The sequence below is a fragment of the Dendronalium sp. ChiSLP03b genome, assembly GCF_034531165.2.
GTDB classification, from domain to species: domain Bacteria; phylum Cyanobacteriota; class Cyanobacteriia; order Cyanobacteriales; family Nostocaceae; genus Dendronalium; species Dendronalium minutum.
Window position 1 is genome coordinate 26,848 of the sequence record NZ_JAVRBR020000097.1, and the last position, 21,665, is coordinate 48,512.

Consider the following 21,665-nt stretch of genomic DNA (forward strand, 5'->3'; position numbering starts at 1 on the left):
GTACGAAAGGAAAAGAAAATGATTATAGTACTTAAGAGCGGTACACCTGCTGACGAAATTACTCGGATCTGTGAAGGTTTGAGAGACACTTGGGGAGTCACAGTAGAAAAAAGTATCGGCGAGCATAAAGTTATCTTGGGCATGATTGGCGATACTTCTACTATCGATCGGATGCTAATCCAGGAGTTTAGTCCTTGGATTGAGCAAGTATTGCGCGTGGAGAAACCTTTCAAGCGGGTTAGTCGAGAATTCCGATATGGAGAAGCTAGTGAGGTTGTTGTACCCACACCTAACGATCGCGTCTATTTTGGAGAACATCATCCCATAGTGGTAATAGCCGGGCCTTGTTCGGTTGAAAATGAAGCGATGATTGTGGAGACCGCAAAGCGAGTTAAGGCAGCAGGAGCAAAGTTTCTGCGTGGGGGAGCCTATAAACCTCGCACTTCGCCCTATGCCTTTCAAGGATATGGTGAGAGTGCCTTAGATTTATTAGCAGCAGCTCGTGAAGCTACAGGTTTGGGCATTATCACAGAACTTATGGATGCTGCCGATTTACCAGCAGTAGCAAGAGTGGCTGACATTATCCAGATAGGAGCGCGGAATATGCAAAACTTCGCGTTGCTCAAAAAAGTAGGCGCGCAAGATAAACCTGTGCTGCTGAAGCGAGGGATGTCAGCCACAATTGACGAGTGGCTGATGGCAGCAGAATATCTCCTAGCAGCAGGCAATCCAAATGTAATTCTTTGTGAGCGGGGAATTAGAACGTTTGACTCGAAGTATGCACGTAACACTTTAGATTTGTCTGTAATTCCAGTATTGCGATCGCTCACCCATCTCCCAATCGCCATCGATCCCAGCCACGGAACTGGTAAATCTGAGTATGTTGCACCTATGGCTTTAGCTGCGATCGCCGCTGGTACAGATGCTTTGATGATTGAGGTTCACCCCAATCCAGCTAAGGCTTTATCTGATGGTCCTCAGTCCTTAACTCCTGAGAAATTCGACCGCTTGGTTCAAGAAATGTCAGTTCTCGGCAAAGTAGTTAATCGCTGGTCTATACCTGAATTAGTAACTTCAGTTTAGTTATACTCGAATGGCACGCTTGTAAAGCGCAAATCCTTAATTTGGTTGGCTTTTGGGTGTAAGGGTGTAGGGGTGTAGGGGTGTAAGGAAAAGAATTAAAACCAACTAATCAGACTCGCAAAGCAACACTCTTGCCCTACACCCCACACCCCTATACCCCTACACCCAGCCATAGCAAGAGTTTCACGGTTTCGAGCGTGACATTCAGTTATACTCACTTGCATTCAAAAGTATTTTTGCCGCCTACTCCTGTTACCTGCTTGATATTTTCTATTTGAATGCAATTCAGTATTCATCAAGAATTGGCGCATGAATATTTGATTTATCTCATGCGCTAAAAAATAATAATACTAGAAAATTAGAGCTTTACTTTTATTTTTAAATCTCTAATATTTCGGGTTTTATTTACTAACTTGCAACTATCTAAAAGATTGGTAAACAATCAAAGTATTTATCATTGCAATATTAATCAAGGTTGTTTAACATATGTAGAAAACGTCAAAATTGTAGTTGAAGTTTGGCTATCAAGAATTAGAAAAACAGCCAACAGCACAACCCGATAAACTCAATAGCTCAATAGCTAACTCTAGCAATGTAAAACACAATAATCAGCCGGAAACTTGGCTACTTTGTGCCTATTTCACGTTCCAAACTTGACAAAATTATTATCCGAATAGGAGGATTATTTCTGATGGCAGATTCAACTAAAGGTGGTAACAGCAACGTCCCCTCAAAGGAAGTACTTATCAAACAGCTTGAGCGATCGCCCTTTGCTGAATTGTTCAATATTCCAAATGTAGATAAAGAAGAAGTACTTGAAGCTTTTGGTAAAGCCTTTAGTGATGGAGGTGGCAAAAATCCATTTCCAACTGGTTCGGGTGGCACAGATGGCCTTCCTTATAATGGAAATCCTTTCGCTGGTGAAAACTTCTGGGATATCTTCGCTGGTGGTAAAGATCCAACTAAAGGCCCTGGCGATCCCTTGACTGGCGGTGGTGGCGGTAACCCATTTGAAGGTGGCGATAACCCATTTGCAGGTGGCAGTAATCCATTTGCTCCATTTGGCGGTGGCAGTAATCCATTTGGCGGTAGCGGTAATCCATTTGAAAGTGGCGATAACCCATTTGCAGGTGGCGATAACCCATTCGCAGGTGGCGGCAATCCATTTGGCGGTAGCGGTAACCCATTTGCCTAAGAGCAATAGTTCTTAGAATTTCTGCAAAAATCTGTAGATGGCACAGATTGTAGAGGCGATCGCAAGCTTGCTCGTAAAATAACTACTTTCCGCAGGTTGCCACTAAAATATCTGTGTTCATCTGCGGTTTAATTTCAAGAATTAATTATCGACTATTGCCAAAAGTCTAGCCTTATTGTTTTTTAAATTACACTGCTGTTTTCCTAAGTGTCCAATAGTATAAAATTTTTTACTTCAACTCATTGAAATAGCAAAAAAATTTACATGTTAATCCAAAGATTAGTCATTGTAAGGGCAATAAAATTATCATAATATATATGCAAAATTCAGTTTAATAACAGTTTTATTATTTTCATAAAAACTGTTGTTTTGATTACTTTAAGTGCTATTACTAAAGAATTAGTTTTAACTATAAAATTCTACAGATAAATTTATTAAGCTGACTTAAGCTTGTCTTTTTGATACCCTTTTTTTTCTGCCAATTTGAACTAAAAATAGGAGATTAGTGCTGATGGAAGCGTCTGCTGTCAACCCCATTTTTAGTGGGGGAAACACCTCCGGTGCTGGTGATTCCTTGGCTGGCAATATTAATGGTAATCCCATTGCAGGTAGCGCTAGCAGTACTATTCCAGGTGGCGGTATTAACCCGTTTGCTGGCGAAGGTGGCAGTAAACTTCAGCAATTAATCTTCGATCGCTTGAAGTTAGTGCTGGGTGACGACTTTCCAAATGATGCTAAAAATCCATTTGCTGGCGGTAAAAACCCGTTTACAAATGGTGGAAGTTCACATCAGCAATCGCCTTTCGATCCGTTGAACATAATCCGTGGTAACAACACACCCTATAGCGGTAATAACCCTGCTGGTGGTCTGCCCTTTAACAAGGATAATGCACCCATTGGTAATGGCAACAGGGACTCTGGTAGTAATAACGCAACTCTTGGTAATTTCAATTCCAACTCTGGGAATGACAGTGCTACTATTGGCAATGGCAATTGGAATTTCAATAACAACAACGCAACCATTGGCAATGGCAATTGGCAGTTCGGCGGTGACAACGCAACTATTGGCAACGGCAACTGGTATTGGGACGACGGAAGTAACAACGCAACCCTTGGTAATGGTAATTGGCACTTTGGTAGTGACAACGCAACTATTGGAAACGGCAACTGGGATTTTGGTAGTAACAATACAATTATTGGTAATGGCAATTGGGTATTTACCAGCGGTAACACAGTCGTTGGTAACGGCAATTGGCTAGAAAATAAGAGCAACACAACCATTAATGTTGGTAACAATACCAGTCAAGTGATTAAAGCTGATGTTGACACCGTCATTAACTCGCTGATGAGCGGAATAGGTAAAGATTTTACTGAGTTAACAGGAGATTTGGAAGTATCAGACATCCAAACATTTAACCAACTCATCCTTTCTAAAGGTAATAGTGCTAACGCCAGTGATGCATTTGGTGATATTAAGCAGCTTTTGGCATCAGTTACTGAAACTCCAGGGAATGGGATCCCTTACCCACCCGTGCAGAATCCTCAGTCTGTCCCAGAACCTACTTTCTCAGTGCCGCTAATAGTGATGGGACTCGTGTGTTTGCTGTGGTCGAAGTTCAAAAAAGGTAGGGTAGGTAGGTCAATATGAATATCTGGAGTCAGCAGTAATCAAGCATCGACAGATGGTAGCGACCACTTAACTGGCAGGGGTAATGCATTTGTTTATGTACCAACCATGTACGCTTAATCTAATGACTTCTGCTCTGTCTTTCACTTTTTGAGGTACATCTGCCGTTCTTAGATTGAAAAGAGTCCTATCTTGCTCAGGAGTCAGAAATACACTTAAACGGCTACCCATAGCCCTGTTACCGTGGTAGATACATTATGCGTATTTACTTATCTTTACACAGTTGACAGTTTGGTTTTTTACCTCGTTTTACTTAATTGATATGACTTGTTGATTGTGATTTTATAAATAAATGTAACAAATAACATTTGCTGTCAGAAAAAAGTATAACTACGATTGATGAATATTAATATCATCTGTGGGACAGCACTACTAAAAGGGCTGATTTTTCTATAGCAGCAACTGTTTAGCCAATGAGTCAAAAATCTAACATAACATCAATCGCAATTCCTGAATCTTCAGATAATCATCAAGTAGTTGATTTGACAAATTTACAATATGATATAGCAGCTTTAGCTGAATATGAGGGAATGTTAACTAAACTCCAAAAACAGCGAATTAGGTACAATCTTCAGTGTGAATATGAGCAAGGAATTCAAGAATTAAGTTGGCTAGTTGAGCGTATCAATACTTTAAGTGCTCAACTAGAAACTGAAATGTTTAAGTTTAAGCAAATTGCTGTTAAAACTAATAAGGCTTACTGGGCAATTCAGCAGCCTCCAAACTTTAGTAACAAGGAAAATCTCAAATTAAATTATCGAATACCTCACAGTATATGGCAGATTCATAGTTCGGTAATTCCTATTGTCTCTCAGCGTGACGGAGTGTTCTTTTTAACAACGAAAACAGTAGATTTATTTTTGCAGAGTCAAGAAATAAATCCAGAAAAATTAGCTAAAGAATCACAAAAGCGTCGTCAAAGCTTGGAAAGTTGGTTATTGAAAATGCATGCTTTATAAGCAATTTACAAAAAAGTTTAATTGATTTTGAATATATTGTGATTTTTCCTCAAAATTAGATATAGCAAAAAAACTAAATTACTGATGCTTGATATATTCAGTTTTATAAATATACTTTTACCATGCATAAATATTATTTTTTCAAGTTATCATTGTTAGCCAATTAATCACGGGCTTTGTCAGGTTTCATTACTTTTAAGGATTTATTCAATAGGCTTAAGTAAAATGGGCGATTTATTATTAAATAATTTGAAATTTTCCACATTAGTAGACTTACTACGTTACAAAGCATTACACCAACCAAACAAAATAGCTTTTCGATTTTTGCAGGATGGTGAAACAGAAACAGCTAAATTGACTTATCAAGAATTGAATTTACAGGCTCAGGTGATTGCTTCTCAATTGCAGTCTACAGGTATCACCAAGGGAGAACGCGCCTTACTTCTGTATCCATCTGGTTTGGAATTTATTCCGGCGTTTTTTGGCTGTCTGTATGCAGGGGTTGTTGCTGTTCCCGCCTATCCACCGCATTTAAATAAACCTACACCTCGGTTACAAGCTATTGTGGCAGATGCCCAAGCAAAGATCGTACTTACTACCGCGCAGATATTATCTAACAGTTCTCGTTTATTAGACAACAATCCAGAACTGAAGCCTCTACAATGGTTTGCTACTGATAGTTTTGTAGGCAATCTGCAAAACAATTGGCAGGAAATTAGTATTACTGAAGATACATTGACTTTTCTGCAATATACTTCAGGTTCCACCTCTACACCGAAAGGTGTGATGGTCAGTCATGGAAATATTTTACACAACCAAAGATTGATTGAATCAGGTTTTGGGCATAGCGAGCAAAGTATTGTTGTCGGTTGGTTGCCTTTGTTCCATGACATGGGTTTGATTGGAAATGTGCTTCAGCCTCTGTATTTAGGAACACAATGTATATTGATGCCGCCGATCGCTTTTCTGCAAAATCCTTACCGCTGGTTGCAAGCAATTTCTCGATACAAAGCTACCACCAGTGGCGGGCCTAATTTTGCTTACGATTTATGCATTCGCAAGATTACTCCCGAACAACGAGCGACTCTTGATTTAAGTAGCTGGGAAGTTGCTTTCAATGGTGCAGAACCCGTCCGCGCCGAAACTATTGAACGCTTTGCACAAACATTTGCATCTTGTGGCTTTCGTCGGGAAGCTTTTTATCCATGTTACGGTATGGCAGAAACAACGCTGATTATTTCTGGGGATCGCAAGGAAATACCGCCAGTATTCCAAACCGTCGAGAAAGCAGCGCTAGAAAAAAATCAAATTATTTCAACCACCGTAAAAGATGATACCGCTCAGACCTTGGTAAGTTCAGGTAAACCTTTGGAGGATTTGCGGGTAGTTATTGCCCATCCTGAAACATTAACTAGCTGTTTAGCTGGTGAAGTTGGTGAAATTTGGGTTGCTGGTACAAGTGTGACTCAGGGTTATTGGCAAAGAACCGAACAGACTCAAAGCACTTTTCGAGCTTATCTCAAAGATACTGGCGACGGGCCATTTCTGCGTACCGGCGACTTAGGATTTTTACACTCAGGCGAATTGTATGTTACTGGCCGCCTCAAGGATATGATTATCATCCGAGGTCGTAACCATTATCCCCAAGACATAGAATTGACAGTAGAACAGAGCCATCCAGCACTACAAGCAAGCTGTAGTGGGGCATTTGCCATTAATGTTGCAGGTGAAGAACGGCTAGCAGTTGTTGTGGAAGTCAAGCGAAGCCACTTGCGGAATTTTGATGTCGAAGAAATAGTGAAAGCTATTCGTCAGGCGGTAGCAGAACAACACGAACTGCAAGTTTATGCTATCCAATTGCTCAAACCGGGAAATATTCCTAAGACTTCTAGTGGTAAAATTCAACGTCATGCCTGTCGCATGGGCTTTCTCGATCGCAATCTAGATGTAGTAGGTAGCAGCATCTCAGAAGAATCCTCTGTAGTAGCTCAGTTTGATAGTCCCAAACGAGAAAATCTTCTGGAAATGACATCGCTAGACCAAAAGCGACAGTTAGAAATTTATCTTCAGCAACTTGTTGCTCAGACGATGCGGCTAGGAATTTCCCAATTAGATATCCAACAGCCCTTAAGCACGTTAGGTTTGGACTCTTTGATGGCTGTTGAACTAAAAAATAGTGTTGAAACTGACTTAGGCGTTGTCTTGTCTATGACCAGTTTTTTGCAAGGTGATAGTATTGCCCAGATTGCCAACCAAGTGCAAAATCAGTTGATAGCAAATGCCTCCAGCCAAGAGATTGCGATCGCACCAGTCCAGCATAGTGATGGCGAGCAAATTCTGTCCTATGGACAGCGATCGCTTTGGTTTATGCATCAACTAGCGCCAGCTAGTCCAGCTTACAACATTGCTAGTGCAGTGCTACTGAAGGGAGATGTGGATATTCCGGCGCTGCAACGTGCTTTTCAGAAATTGGTCGATCGCCATCCTGCTTTACGAACTACCTTCACTGTTAGGCAAGGCGAACCACTGCAACTAATTCATCAACAGATGGATGTTTGCTTTCAACAGGAAGATGTTTCTAACTTGAGTGAATTGCTGAAGGAACGTCTGACTCAAGAAGCTTACCGTCCTTTCAATTTAGAGCAATCCCTGATGCGGGTGAATCTCTTTACTAACTCGGCGGGGGAACAGGTTCTGCTTCTGGTTGTCCATCACATCATCACCGACTTTTGGTCTTTAGCAGTCATGGCGCAGGAGTTGGGAACACTATACCAGGCAGAAAAGAAAGGTTCTGAGCTATCTCTGCTTCCCTTGGCACTACAGTACATTGACTATTCCTACAAACAAGCTCAAATGCTAGCAAGTCCAAAAGCAGAACAGCTTTGGACATATTGGCAGCAGCAATTAGCTGGGGAGTTACCAGTATTAAATTTACCTACTGATCGCCCGCGACCTCCTGTGCAAACTTATCGAGGTGCTTCTGTTCCTTTCAAGTTAAGCGCAGAACTGACCGAAAAACTCAAGACTAAAAGCCGTACTTTTGGCACTACTCTCTACATGACTTTACTTGCAGCTTATCAACTGCTGCTCCATCGCTACACAGGTCAAGAAGATATCCTAGTCGGTTCTCCAACAGCTGGTAGAAGTGAAGCTGAGTTAGCTGGAGTCCTGGGTTACTTTGTTAACCCTGTGGTCATACGGTCGAATGTTTCGGGAAATCTGAGCTTTGAGAAATTTTTAGCCCAAGTACGTCAAACAGTACTAGATGCTTTTACACATCAAGATTATCCCTTTGCACTTTTAGTCGAGCGTTTGCAAACGGTACGCGACTCAAGTCGTTCGCCTTTATTCCAAACAATGTTCGTTTTGCAAAAAGCGCATCTGTTGCACCAAGATTTAACAGCCTTCACTTTAAATGAAACAGGGGTAGAGATACATCTGGGTGAATTGCAGATGGAATCTCTAGCACTGGAACAAAAAGTCGCTCAATTTGATTTAACTCTTACAATGGCGGAAGTCAATGGCTCTCTAGCAGCATCATTTGAGTACAATGCCGACTTGTTTAATCCAGATACAATTACTCGCATGGCGGGTCATTTCCAAACTTTACTAGAAAATATCGTTGCTAATTCCCAACAGCCTCTCTCGACTTTGCCGTTATTAACAGCAGTTGAAAAGCAACAACTGCTTGTATGGAATGCTACTCAGACTGATTACCCCAAAGATGTGTGCCTTCACGAATTATTTGAGGCTCAGGTAGAGAAGACTCCCGATGCCATTGCGCTAATTTTCCAAGACAAACAACTTACCTATCGGGAACTGAACCAACAAGCCAATCAACTAGCACATTATCTACAAGCTAGTTGCATAAAATCAGAAGTTAGAGTAGGTATCTACCTCGATCGCTCTTTGGAAATGGCAATTGGGGTATTAGGCGTGCTTAAAGCCGGCGGTACTTACGTACCTCTCGATACAACGTATCCAAAAGAACGTATTGCTTTCATGCTAGCAGATGCTGAAGTTCGGGTACTGCTAACCCAACATTCTCTACTTACTAGCTTGCCAGAACATCTCGCCTCTGTGATTTGCCTCGATACAGACTGGCAAATCATCAATCAACAAAGCACAGAGAAACCAACTGTTGCAGTTACCCCTGCCAACCTTGCTTATATCATCTATACATCCGGTTCTACCGGACAACCAAAAGGAGTTGCGATCGCCCATGCGGGTATTGTTAATCGCCTAGTTTGGGGTATAGAACGTTACCAATTAACATCGAAAGACCGAGTATTGCAGAAAACTTCCTTTAGTTTCGATGTCTGTGTTTGGGAATTTTTCGCACCGTTGCTGTCAGGGGCAAGTCTGGTGATGGCTAAACCAAACGGTCATCAAGACCCCAGCTATCTTGTCCAAGTGATGGCACAGCAGCAAATTACGATCGCGGACTTTGTGCCTGCGATGTTGCAATTGATTTTGGAACAACCAGGTTTAGAAGCTTGTCAGTCCCTACGCTATATTACCTGTGGTGGCGAAGCTTTACCAAAAAAACTGAGCGATCGCTTCTTTAGCCGTCTTAGAGGGGTGGAACTTCACAACTGCTACGGCCCGACAGAAGTATCCATTGATGCAACATCCTGGGTATGTCAGCCGCACTCAGAAGTTATTTCCATCGGTCGTCCTATCGCTAACCAACAAATTTACATCCTCGATACTTATTTACAACCCGTACCCATTGGCGTACCTGGAGAATTGTATGTTGGTGGTGCAGGTTTATCCCGTGGTTACTTAAACCGCCCCGACACTACCGCCGAAAAATTTATCCCCCACCCATTTAGCGATGAACCAGGCGCACGACTGTATAAAACTGGTGACTTAGCCCGTTACCAGCCCGATGGTAACATCGAATTCCTCGGTCGCCTTGATGAGCAAGTGAAAATTCGCGGCTTCCGCTTAGAATTAGGCGAAATTGAAACGGTTTTGCGCCAATATCCAAGAATAGAAGAAGCTGCTGTAGTGGTGCAAAATAACACAGATGATGAAGCATCCCAGAAGCGCTTAATCGCTTACCTTGTACTCAAAGAGCATCAACAGTTACTGAAATTTTCTTCCTCCGTCGGCGAAGACTCCTTATACGAAATACTCTTTTCTCAAGGTGAAGATAATCTACACGAGGATAATCAGCAACTATCCGCCAAAAACTTACGTTCCTATCTATCTCGTCATTTACCCGACTACATGATTCCCAGTGTTTTTGTCACTATTCCGCAAATGCCACGGACACCAAATGGCAAGTTAGATTACCGAGCATTACCAGCACTCGACGCTGCTAGCTTAGAGCAAAATGTCACTTATGTTCCCCCCAGCACCGCGTTGGAAGAAGTTTTAGCAGGGATCTGGAGTGAAATTTTGCAAGTTAAGCGCGTTGGCATTCACGACAATTTCTTTGAGTTGGGGGGACATTCTTTACTTGCTATCCAAGTGATTTCCAGAATCAGAGATATCTTTAATGTAGAACTACCTGTACATAACTTGTTTGAGGCTACTACTATAGCGAAGCTTTCACAACTTTTGATTGCTCGTGAAACAAAACCAGGTCAGATAGAAAAGATTGCTCAGGTGTTCCAAAAGATTGCAGCGATGTCAACTCAACAACTGCAAGCAACACTTCAGCAAAAAAAAAGGTAATACCAATTCTTTATGAAGATGCGCCTGATTATTTTGGGACATAGTGAATTATCTGAGAAAACCTCTGTGTACCTTTGCGCTAACCTCCGCGTACCTTTGCGTTAAAAAAAGCTAGAATTTGGCGCAGCTTTACAAAGAAACGGTGTAAGCAAAAAGAGTGCTTCGTAGCGTTTAAAAACGCAGAGGGACGCGGAGGCAGCGCAGAGTAACGCAAAGTCTTTCTGAAGTTAATTCGTTACGAACTTGTGAAATTTTGTACTTAGTGCCATTCCTCTTATACTCTGACACCAGCTCTCATTGATGGCTTGGTCATATTAGGATGCTTAATTTCTTCGTTTTGCATAAATCTCTAGTTCCAGAACTAATTAATCGAGTAAGCCCAATTTTTCTGAGGACATTTAGAAAACTGGGTCAACAAAGATAGATGCAAAGGGGTTGAAAGCTTTGAGGATTTTTTTGGGAATCAAATCTAATTATTTCTATTTGTTTAAAAGTAAAAATGACAGAAAATCAATTAACAAACCAAACCGGACTTTCCGCAGAACAGCGCGAACTTCTCGCATACTTGCTAGCTGAAGAAGGTATTGAACTAGAACAAACATCAAAGATTTCTCCCAGAGAAAACCCTGCTACTGCACCTCTTTCTTTTCCACAAGCTAGACTGTGGTTCCTCGACCAGTTGCAACCTGGAAGCGATGTCTACAACATCCCAGCAGTAGTACGCATTACAGGACGCTTAAACATATCTGCGTTACAACAAAGCTTAAATAAAATTGTGCAGCGTCATGAAGCTTTGCGAACTACATTTACTACAGTCGATCGCCAGCCAGTACAGATAATTCACTCGAACCAAACTCTGACAGTACCGATCGTAAATCTGGAAGAGTATTCAAAAAGCGATCGCCGTACTCAATATCTGCAATTAGCTGCCCAAGAAGCCAAACAGCCTTTTGATTTGTCGCAGTTGCCACTGTTACGCGCTAAGGTTCTACGTTTGTCAGACGAGGAGCATATCCTACTTTTGACAATGCATCATATTGTCTCTGATGGCTGGTCTCTTGGTGTGTTGGTGCGGGAGTTGGCAAATTTTTACGATGCTTTCTCAAATCATCAACCAGTATCTCTATCCCCGCTGGCGATTCAGTATGGAGACTACGCTGTTTGGCAACGACAAAGACTGCAAGGCGATTTACTAGAAACTCAACTCGACTACTGGAAACAGCAACTTGCTGGTAGCTTACCTGTATTGCAATTACCCACCGACCGACCGCGCCCTCCTGTGCAAACCTTTTGCGGAGCTAGGCAAAAGTTGCAGTTGTCTAAATCTCTATCGCAGGCAATTGCAAACTTGAGTCAGCAAGCAGGAGTTACCCCGTTTATCACTCTACTAACCGCTTTCAAAATCCTACTCTACCGTTACACAGGGCAAGCAGATATAATTGTCGGTTCTCCCGTCGCTAATCGCGATCGCGCAGAAACTGAAGATTTAATCGGGTTTTTCATCAATACCGTAGTGCTACGTACTAATTTAGCAGGAAATCCTACCTTTAAAGAATTACTTTCAGCCGTGCGGGATGTGGTTTTAGAAGCGTATAACCACCAGGAATTGCCTTTTGAAAAATTGGTAGAAACTTTGCAACCAGAACGTGATATGAGCCACACACCGCTGTTTCAGGTGATGTTTGCTCTGCAAAACACTCCGATGCCAGCATTGGAATTTTCCGGTTTGCAATTAACTCCATTAGAGATCGATAATGGCACGGCGAAGTTTGATTTGACACTCGATTTAGAAGAAACACCAGATGGAATCAAAGGTTGGTTAGAGTACAACACAGATTTGTTTGATGCTGAAACCATTCAAAGAATGGCAGGGCATTTTCAAACATTGTTAGCAGGGATAATTGCTAACCCAGCGCAGCAGTTAGCTGACTTGCCTTTGCTGACTGAACCGGAAAAACATCAAATTTTGGAGGAGTGGAATAATACCCAGACTGATTATCCGCAAGATAAATGCATCCATCAATTATTTGAAGCGCAAGTAGAAAAAACTCCCGATGCGATCGCGCTGGTTTTTCAAGACCAACAACTTACCTACCGACAATTAAATCAACGTGCCAATCAATTAGCACATTATTTGCAAAAGTTGGGTGTCAAACCTGAAGTTCGGGTAGGTATTTGTCTAGAACGTTCCTGGGAATTAGTGGTGGGACTTTTAGCCATTCTTAAAGCAGGTGGCGCTTATATTCCTCTCGACCCGAAATATCCCCAAGAACGCTTGGCTTTTATGTTGCAAGATGCCCAAGCACCAGTGTTACTCACCCAAAACCAACTGCGCGACCAATTGACACAATCAGAGGCGCAAATAGTCTGTCTGGACACCGACTGGGAAACAATTAGCCAAGAAAGTACTGAAAATCTTCACGTTCGAGTTTCACCAGAAAATAACGCCTACGTTCTCTACACCAGCGGTTCTACAGGTCAACCAAAAGCCGTTGTTATCGAACACAGCAGCGCAGTTGCCTTTTTAGATTGGTCAACAAAAGTATTTACCGCTGAGGATTTTGCTGGAGTATTAGCAGCAACCTCAGTTTGCTTTGATTTGTCGGTTTTTGAATTGTTTGCCCCATTAAGTTGTGGTGGCAAGGTAATTTTAGTCGAAAATGCCTTGGCATTGCCTAGTTTAACAGCATCTCATGGTGTAACTCTGATTAATACCGTTCCCTCTGCAATCGCTGAATTACTCAGAGTTAACGGCATACCTGCTTCTATACGCACCATCAACCTCGCAGGCGAACCCCTACCGCAAAAGCTTGTCAAGCAACTGTATCAGCAAACAAACGTCCAACAAGTCTTTAACCTTTACGGGCCTTCAGAAGACACGACTTATTCTACATTTACGCTAGTGAAGTCGGAAGACCGTGTAACTATCGGTCGTCCCATTGCCAACACCCAAGTTTATGTTTTAGACCCTTACCTCCAACCTGTGCCAATTGGGGTTCCTGGCGAATTGTATATCGGTGGTTGTGGTTTGGCTCGTGGCTATCTGAATCGACCGGAATTAACCGCACAAAAATTTATTCACAATCCATTCCGAAGAAGCAGGGGAGCAGGGGAGCAGGGGAGCAGGGGAGCAGGAATCCCTGACACCAATCGGGGTGGGAACAGAGGAACAGACGATAAGTTGCAGCAGTCTTTCCCCTCTGCCCCCCATCCCCTCTGCCCCTCTGCCTCTTCCGAACGCCTTTATAAAACTGGTGACTTAGTACGTTATCTACCCGATGGCAATCTGGAATATTTAGGAAGACTCGACCATCAAGTAAAAATTCGCGGCTTCCGCATCGAATTGGGTGAAATTGAGGCACTTTTACGCCAATATCCAGGTGTACGGGATGTTGTGGTTGTTGCTAGAGAAGACCGACCGAGTGAAAAGCGCTTAGTTGCCTATCTGGCAGCAGAAGAGATACCTGTGAAAACCTTGCGGTCTTTCCTGGGTGAAAAACTGCCAGAATTTATGATACCTGCTGCCTTTGTCATCCTTGATACTTTGCCACTGACTCCCAATGGGAAGGTAGATCGGCGATCGCTGCCAGTCCCAGAAGTCACCATCTGGGAATCAGAAAGCGAGTATATAGCCCCTAGAACTGTAGTTGAGGAAGTACTAGCGGCTATCTGGTCGGAAATTCTGGGGCTGGAGAAAGTAGGTATCAAAGATAACTTCTTTACCTTGGGAGGACATTCCTTACTGGCAACACAAGTAATTTCACGGTTGCGGGAAGCTTTCCAAGTGGAATTGCCTTTGCGTAGCTTGTTTGCAGCGCCTACTGTTGCCGAACTTGCTGAGGAAATTGCCAAAATTCACCGCGAAGCAACCGATGTCAAAGCTTTGCCCATCCTGCCGATTTCGCGCGAGCGTAATTTACCCCTTTCCTTTGCCCAAGGGCGGTTGTGGTTCTTAAACCAACTGGATATCTTCACCACTGCTTATAACATTACCGAAGCTGTACAAATGACTGGTTCGCTGAATGTGGCGGCACTGCATCAAAGTTTGAATGAAGTAGTACAGCGTCATGAATCTTTGCGAACTACCTTCACCACCATAGAAGGACAACCATCGCAAGTAATTTGCCCCAATTTGACTTTATCTTTACCCATAGTCGATTTGAGTCGGTTAACAAATCAACAACAAGAAATTCAACAGTTAGTCAAACAAGAGATTGAAGAACCCTTTGACTTGCTTCAAGGGCCGCTTTTACGGGTGAAACTCTTGCAGTTAGGCGAAACAGAGCATTTACTACTGTTGAGTATGCACCATATTATCTCTGACGGCTGGTCGATGGGTGTAATGATTCGGGAAATGGCGGCACTTTATGAAGCTTATTCCACAGGCAAAACCTCACCTTTACCTGAGTTGTCCGTTCAGTATGCAGACTTTGCAGTTTGGCAACGTCAGTGGTTGCAGGGAGAAGTACTAGACCGACAACTAACTTATTGGAAGGAGCAACTTACTGGTAGTTCTTTATTAGATTTACCCACAGACCGTCCGCGGCCAGCAGTACAGACATTCGTCGGTAACAAGCAAGCCATAGAACTTCCTAAAGCTTTACTTGACGAATTGAAAGTACTTTCTGGGCGCGAAGGTGTCACTCTGTTTATGACACTACTGGCAGCATTTAAGGTGTTGCTATACCGTTACAGTCAACAAGATGACATTATTGTGGGTTCTCCCATCGCTAACCGCAACCGCCAGGAAACCGAACCACTAATCGGGATGTTTGTCAATACTCTGGTGCTGCGTACCGATTTGGGGGGAAATCCCAGCTTTAGTGAGTTGTTGCAAAGAGTGCGCGAGGTGACTTTAGGAGCTTACGCTCACCAAGATTTGCCCTTTGAAAAACTGGTGGAAGTGGTGCAATCGGAACGCGACACTAGCCGTAACCCGCTTTTCCAAGTCATGTTTGTGCTTCAGAATGTCTCTATACCCGCTTTGGAACTGAAGGGGCTGACATTGCAATCAATGCCGATAGATCGTGAAACGTCAATGTTTGATTTAACCCTCAGTTTAGAGGAAACTCCTAACGGCATCGCTGGCTTTTGGGAATACAACACGGATTTATTTGATGCCACAACTATCGATCGCCTGGCAGGGCATTTCCAAACTTTACTAGAAAGTATCGTTGCCAATAGTAGCCAGCAGATTATCAATTTACCGCTATTAAGAGTAAGCGAACGTCAGCAGTTATTACTCAATGGGAACAATAGCAAAACCGCTGTTGGGGAAGATAAATGTATCCATCAGTTATTTGAGCAGCAGGTAGAAGTCACTCCCAATGCGATCGCTGTCTGTTTAGAAAATGAATCCTTGAGTTATCAGGAGTTAAATCGTCGCGTTAACCAATTAGCTCATTATCTTTTAGCTTGGGGTATCCAACCAGAAACACGGGTGGGCATTTGTCTGGAACGTTCTTTAGATTTGTTGGTGGGAATGCTAGGTATTCTTAAGGCTGGTGGGGCGTATGTGCCTCTAGACCCGACTTATCCCAGCGATCGCCTGGCTTTAATGCTAGAAGATGCTCAAGTACCCGTGTTGCTTACCCAAGAACGGCTACTGACAAGTTTGCCAGAATGTCAAACCAAGGTTGTTTGTTTAGATGCAGATTGGCAGGCGATCGCTGAATATAGCGAAGAAAACCCCCATAACAAAGTCACAGCAGACAATCTTGCTTATATCATTTATACTTCCGGCTCTACAGGTCGTCCTAAAGGTGTAGCAATACAACACAGGTCTTTGGTGAGTTATACCAATACAGCTAGTCAGGCTTACAAAATAGAGGCTAATGACCGGATTCTGCAATTTGCCTCTATCAGTTTCGATACCAGCGCGGAAGAAATCTATCCTTGTCTGACAAGAGGTGCAACCCTTGTACTGCGAACTGATAGAATGTTGGCTTCTGTGTCAACATTCTTAGAAACTTGTCAGAATTGGCAGATTAATATCCTCAACCTGCCAACGTCTTATTGGCACGAGTTAGCAGCTAACTTAGAAACAAGCACTGCCAGTTTTCCCAGTTCAGTAAGATTAGTAATTATCGGTGGCGAACGAGCCATACCAGAACGTTTGGCGAAATGGCATAAATCTGTGGGGCTTGTATCTCTAATTAATACCTACGGCCCGACAGAATCAACTATTGTTGCCACAATGGGCGAATTAAAAGAGACATCAGAAATTACGCTTGGATGTGCTATTGCCAATGTCCAGACTTATGTTTTGGATGAGTCTTTACAACCCGTTCCGCTTGGAGTCAGGGGAGAACTGTATATTGGTGGTGCTGGTTTAGCTAGAGGCTATCTCAATCGACCGGATTTGACCGCAGAGAAATTTATTCCCAATCCTTTTAGTACTGAACCAGGCGCACGCCTCTATAAAACTGGGGATTTGGTGCGTTATCGTGCCAACAAAACAATAGAATTTCTCGGTCGGATTGACGACCAAGTAAAGATTCGCGGTTTCCGCATCGAATTAAGCGAGATTGAACTCGCACTGTTACAACATCCCACTGTCAAAGAAGTGGTGCTACAGGCGCGGGAAGATGCTCCAGGCGATCGCCGATTGGTAGCTTATGTAGTTCCCCAACCCGGTCAAAAGCCAAGTGTTAGCGACCTGCGAGCCTTTCTGCAAGAACGCTTGCCTAACTTTATGCTGCCGTCGGCATTTGTGCTGCTGGAGGCGCTACCCGTTTTACCAAATGGCAAGCTGAATCGTCGTTCTTTACCTGCGCCAGAACATCTGCAAACGGAATTAGCCGCCTCATATATCGCTCCACGAACAGAATTAGAGCGCACCATAGCCAATATTTGGCAAGAAGTACTGCAAGTTGAAAAGGTGGGCTTGCATGATAACTTCTTTGACCTTGGCGGTCACTCATTGTTAATGATTCAAGTTCACGATCGCTTGCGGAAAACCCTGAATCAAGATGTATCCATAATAGAGATGTTTAAATATTCCACTGTCAGCCTTTTAACAAAACATCTCAGTCTAGACAAGGGCGACGCTACATCTGCTTTGCCACAAAACAACTTAGAAGGCATGAAAGCGGGCAGAAACCGTCTTAAGCAACGTTTAGCGCGTTCATCGGTAATTAATTCCCAACAGTAAGAACTAAGAAGGTAGAACATGGATCTCAGTACATCCACTCAATACACTGGTTTAGAAGTCGCTATTATCGGTTTGTCTGGGCGTTTTCCCGGAGCGAAAGATACTGATGAGTTTTGGCACAATCTCATTAATGGTGTCGAGTCAATCTCATCGTTCTCGGATGAAGAATTACTATCTGAGGGTATAGACCAAGCTTCACTGGATAATCCCGACTATGTGAAAGCGGGATCTGTGTTGACAGATGTAGAGAAGTTTGACGCTGCTTTCTTCGGCTACACCCCTAGAGAAGCCGAAATCATAGACCCCCAACATCGGCTTTTTTTAGAATGTGCTTGGCAAGCGTTAGAAAATGCTGGCTATAACTCCCAAACTTATGAAAGTCCCATTGGTGTTTTTGCCAGTGCGGGCATGAATAATTACTTGCTAAATAATCTTTATGGCAATCGGGAGTTATTAGAAACATCAGCAATTGCTGCCAATGATAAAGACCATCTCAGCACTTTGGTTTCTTATAAACTCAACTTGACCGGGCCGAGTATTACCGTGCAAACGACTTGCTCCTCATCCTTAGTTGCCGTTCACCTCGCTTGCCAAAGCTTGCTGAGTGGAGATTGCGAGATGGCTTTAGCTGGTGGTGTTTCCATACCCTTGCCTCAAAAGACAGGTTATCTCTATCAACAAGGCGGGATTTTATCTCCCGATGGACATTGTCGCGCCTTTGATGCCAAAGCACAGGGCATGGTTGTTGGTGCTGGTGCGGGAATTGTTGTTCTCAAGCGACTAGAAAATGCTTTAGCAGATGGCGATCGCATTTATGCTGTCATCAAAGGTTCGGCAATTAATAATGATGGTTCTTTAAAGGTTGGCTACACTGCTCCTAGTGTAGAAGGACAAGCCAAGGTAATTCAAGCGGCCCAAGTCATGGCTGAGGTAGCAGCCGAGACAATTACCTATATTGAAGCGCACGGTACTGCTACAGCTTTAGGCGACCCTATTGAAATTGCGGCTCTCACCCAGGCTTTTCGGACAAGTACCGACGAAAAACAGTTCTGCGCTATTGGTTCAGTCAAAACCAACATCGGACATTTAGATACAGCCGCCGGTGTCACTGGTTTAATTAAAACTGCTTTAGCCCTCAAACATCAAATGCTGCCGCCCAGCTTAAACTTTGAGCAGCCGCATCCGAAAATTGACTTTGATAACAGTCCCTTTTACGTCAACACTCAATTAACTGAGTGGAAAACATCTGGCACACTCCGACGAGCTGGGGTTAGTTCCTTTGGCATTGGCGGTACTAACGCCCACGTAATTCTAGAACAAGCACCTGATGTTGCCACCTCAGAATCTAGCCGTTCTTCGCAATTGTTACTTTTGTCAGCCAAGACTAATTCTGCCTTGGAAACCATGACGGCTAACCTAGCAGAATATTTGCAGCAGCACCCTAATCTAAACCTTGCTGATGTGGCATATACCCTGCAAGTAGGACGTAGAACACACAAGCACCGCCGGATGTTAGTCTGTCATGAGCAAGCAGAAGCAGTAGTTGCACTGCAAACCCTGGAACCAAAACAAGTTCTGACCCACTCTCAAGAACTAACACGACCAGTGACTTTTCTGTTCCCCGGTCAAGGCTCCCAGTATGTGAATATGGCGCAAGAACTTTACCAAGTAGAGCCGACATTTCAGCAGGAAGTAGACCGATGCGCCGAATTGCTCGAACCTCACTTGGGATTGGATTTGCGAACAGTACTGTACCCAACTGAAGATTTAGCAGTCGCCACCCAACAACTCAATCAAACTTATCTCACCCAACCAGCAATATTCGTCATCGAATATGCTTTGGCAAAACTGTGGATGTCCTGGGGTATTCAGCCAGAAGCGATGATTGGTCATAGCATTGGTGAGTATGTAGCCGCTTGCTTGGCGGGAGTGTTTTCTTTAGAAGATGCCCTAGCTTTGGTTGCAGCACGGGGTCGGCTAATGCAGCAACTACCACCAGGGTCAATGCTGGCCGTACCCTTACCAGAAAAAGAAATTCAACCCTTTTTAAACTCAGAACTTTCATTAGCTACTATCAACACACCATCTATGTGTGTTGTTGCAGGGACAACAACCGCTGTAACCAGCTTACACAACCATCTGACGAGCCAAGGTGTAGAATGTCGTCCCCTGCATACCTCCCATGCTTTTCATTCGGCAATGATGGAACCAATTCTGTTGACTTTCACAGAGTTAGTCAAAGGTTGTCGTTTGAATCCGCCACAAATTCCCTACATTTCTAACGTCAGTGGTACTTGGATTACTGACACCGAAGCTACAGACCCCAATTACTGGGCCAAACATTTAAGGCAAACAGTACAATTTGCTCAAGGTATAGAGGAATTATTACAAGAAAGCGATCGCTTATTCCTAGAAGTTGGTCCTGGTCGCACATTAAGCACCTTTATTCTCCGTCATCCTAGTAAAAAATCCGAGCAAATAACACTGGCTTCCTTACGCCATCCCCAAGACCAACAATCAGATGTAGCTTGCTTGCAGAACACCTTGGGACAGCTTTGGTTAGCAGGCGTGCAGATAGATTGGTCTGGTTTATACACTGACGAACATCGCCAACGCCTATCTTTGCCAACTTATCCTTTTGAAGGCCAAAGGTATTGGATTGAACCGCAAACATCAAAATTACCACCAGTCAAGCAAGATACAGCTTTAGCAGTAAATATCGCATTGACACAACAAAAACTCAACTGGCTATTATTTGTTGATGAAAGTAGTTTGAGCAATCAAATCATACAATTTTTGCAGGTGGCAAACCAAGACGTAATTAGTGTCAGAGTTGGCGAACAATTTAGCAAAGTTGGAGAACGCTCGTACACTATCAATCCGGCTCAGAGTCAAGACTATGACAGCTTGTTGCAAGAATTGCAAACATTAGAGACAATTCCCCAAGCAGTTATGCAGTTGTGGAGTCTAACACCAAGTGTAGATATGCAGTCGTTTGCAAATATACAAAAGCTGGATTTCTCCAGCCTGTTGAACTTACGACTAGAGCAGTTACAGCAAACTGCACTTGGAGAAAATCAAATCAATTCTCTAGCGGTTGATAAAGCAAATTCATTCTATCCTAGACCAAACCTTGCAACTCCTTATATTGCTCCTAGTAACGAACTAGAACAAGAAATAGCCAATGTTTGGCAAAAAGTTTTTGGTTTTGAAAAAATAGGAATTGATGACAATTTCTTTGATTTGGGTGGTGATTCTCTGTTGGCAGTTCAAGTTACTGCTGACTTGAAAAAGTTACTAAATAAAGAAATCCCAGTAGTTAGTCTTTATGAAGGTCTAACAATCCGCTCGCTTGCTGAATTATTAAACAGCGATGAAAACGAAAATGATGAAGAAATAACTATTAAGATTGAAGAACAACAAGAGAGAATAAATCGGCGACAACAATATCAAAAACGCCAAAGACTCAACAAAGAAAAACGTGAGACTAGCCTAGTAGAGGTGTAATATCAATTTTTGTTGCTTACTTCTATGAAAATAGGACTAGCCCTTTCAAGGTGACTCGAAAAATCTTCACTTTCCTCTCTGTGTCGCGCCAGTTGCTACAACGGGGAGAACCCCCGCAACGCACTGGCTTCTCTGCGTCTCTGTGGTTAAATAAATTACTTTTAAACCGCAGAGGCGCAGAGTACACAGAGATAATGGATTTGGAATTAGTGCTTGATTTACGCTGTGCTTTACTAAACAGTGCGATTTAACGCGTTATAGCGTTCCAAAAAGTGAGAAAAATGCGGAATTGATGATGAAGGACTTGTGGAATATTGGTGAGTGCGATCGCTAACTCTTCAACTATCAATATTTGTCAATAATTACATACTTAGCAATTAGTAATTAAGTATTTCT

The 21,665-nt window shown here is 43.0% G+C and carries 8 protein-coding genes; all 8 read left to right on the forward strand.

Features of this window, described 5'->3' with window-relative positions:
* Positions 1 to 18 precede the first annotated feature (18 nt).
* The 8 genes from aroF (at position 19) to RMY31_RS22855 (ending at position 21,520) form a co-directional block, all read left to right on the forward strand.
* A complete protein-coding gene (gene aroF, locus RMY31_RS22820) occupies positions 19 to 1,083 on the forward strand; it encodes a 3-deoxy-7-phosphoheptulonate synthase (protein ID WP_322658026.1) in 1,065 nt (354 codons plus the stop codon).
* A gap of 691 nt (positions 1,084 to 1,774) precedes the next feature.
* Positions 1,775 to 2,278, forward strand: coding sequence for a hypothetical protein (locus RMY31_RS22825; protein ID WP_322658027.1), 504 nt, complete (start codon positions 1,775 to 1,777; stop codon positions 2,276 to 2,278).
* Between the two features lie 511 nt (positions 2,279 to 2,789).
* Positions 2,790 to 3,926: a hypothetical protein gene (locus RMY31_RS22830; RefSeq protein ID WP_322658028.1), complete on the forward strand. Its 1,137-nt coding sequence runs from the start codon at positions 2,790 to 2,792 to the stop codon at positions 3,924 to 3,926.
* A 452-nt stretch (positions 3,927 to 4,378) separates the two neighbouring features.
* Positions 4,379 to 4,924, forward strand: a complete 546-nt coding sequence (locus tag RMY31_RS22835; RefSeq protein WP_322658029.1) for a hypothetical protein — start codon at positions 4,379 to 4,381, stop codon at positions 4,922 to 4,924.
* 225 nt (positions 4,925 to 5,149) lie between these two features.
* Positions 5,150 to 10,609, forward strand: a complete 5,460-nt coding sequence (locus RMY31_RS22840) for a non-ribosomal peptide synthetase (protein ID WP_322658031.1) — start codon at positions 5,150 to 5,152, stop codon at positions 10,607 to 10,609.
* Between the two features lie 499 nt (positions 10,610 to 11,108).
* Positions 11,109 to 17,762, forward strand: coding sequence for a non-ribosomal peptide synthetase (locus RMY31_RS22845; protein ID WP_322658032.1), 6,654 nt, complete (start codon positions 11,109 to 11,111; stop codon positions 17,760 to 17,762).
* A gap of 18 nt (positions 17,763 to 17,780) precedes the next feature.
* On the forward strand, positions 17,781 to 21,269 hold the full coding sequence (locus RMY31_RS22850) for a beta-ketoacyl synthase N-terminal-like domain-containing protein (RefSeq protein ID WP_409878195.1): 3,489 nt from the start codon (positions 17,781 to 17,783) through the stop codon (positions 21,267 to 21,269).
* A gap of 50 nt (positions 21,270 to 21,319) precedes the next feature.
* A complete protein-coding gene (locus tag RMY31_RS22855; protein ID WP_409878197.1) occupies positions 21,320 to 21,520 on the forward strand; it encodes a hypothetical protein in 201 nt (66 codons plus the stop codon).
* Positions 21,521 to 21,665 lie beyond the last annotated feature (145 nt).

Excerpts from the sequence above, each read along its gene's own strand:
- aroF (WP_322658026.1), top strand. The coding sequence starts at position 19 with ATGATTATAGTACTTAAGAGCGGTACACCTGCTGACGAAATTACTCGG.
- RMY31_RS22825 (WP_322658027.1), top strand. The coding sequence starts at position 1,775 with ATGGCAGATTCAACTAAAGGTGGTAACAGCAACGTCCCCTCAAAGGAA.
- RMY31_RS22830 (WP_322658028.1), top strand. The coding sequence starts at position 2,790 with ATGGAAGCGTCTGCTGTCAACCCCATTTTTAGTGGGGGAAACACCTCC.
- RMY31_RS22835 (WP_322658029.1), top strand. The coding sequence starts at position 4,379 with ATGAGTCAAAAATCTAACATAACATCAATCGCAATTCCTGAATCTTCA.
- RMY31_RS22840 (WP_322658031.1), top strand. The coding sequence starts at position 5,150 with ATGGGCGATTTATTATTAAATAATTTGAAATTTTCCACATTAGTAGAC.
- RMY31_RS22845 (WP_322658032.1), top strand. The coding sequence starts at position 11,109 with ATGACAGAAAATCAATTAACAAACCAAACCGGACTTTCCGCAGAACAG.
- RMY31_RS22850 (WP_409878195.1), top strand. The coding sequence starts at position 17,781 with ATGGATCTCAGTACATCCACTCAATACACTGGTTTAGAAGTCGCTATT.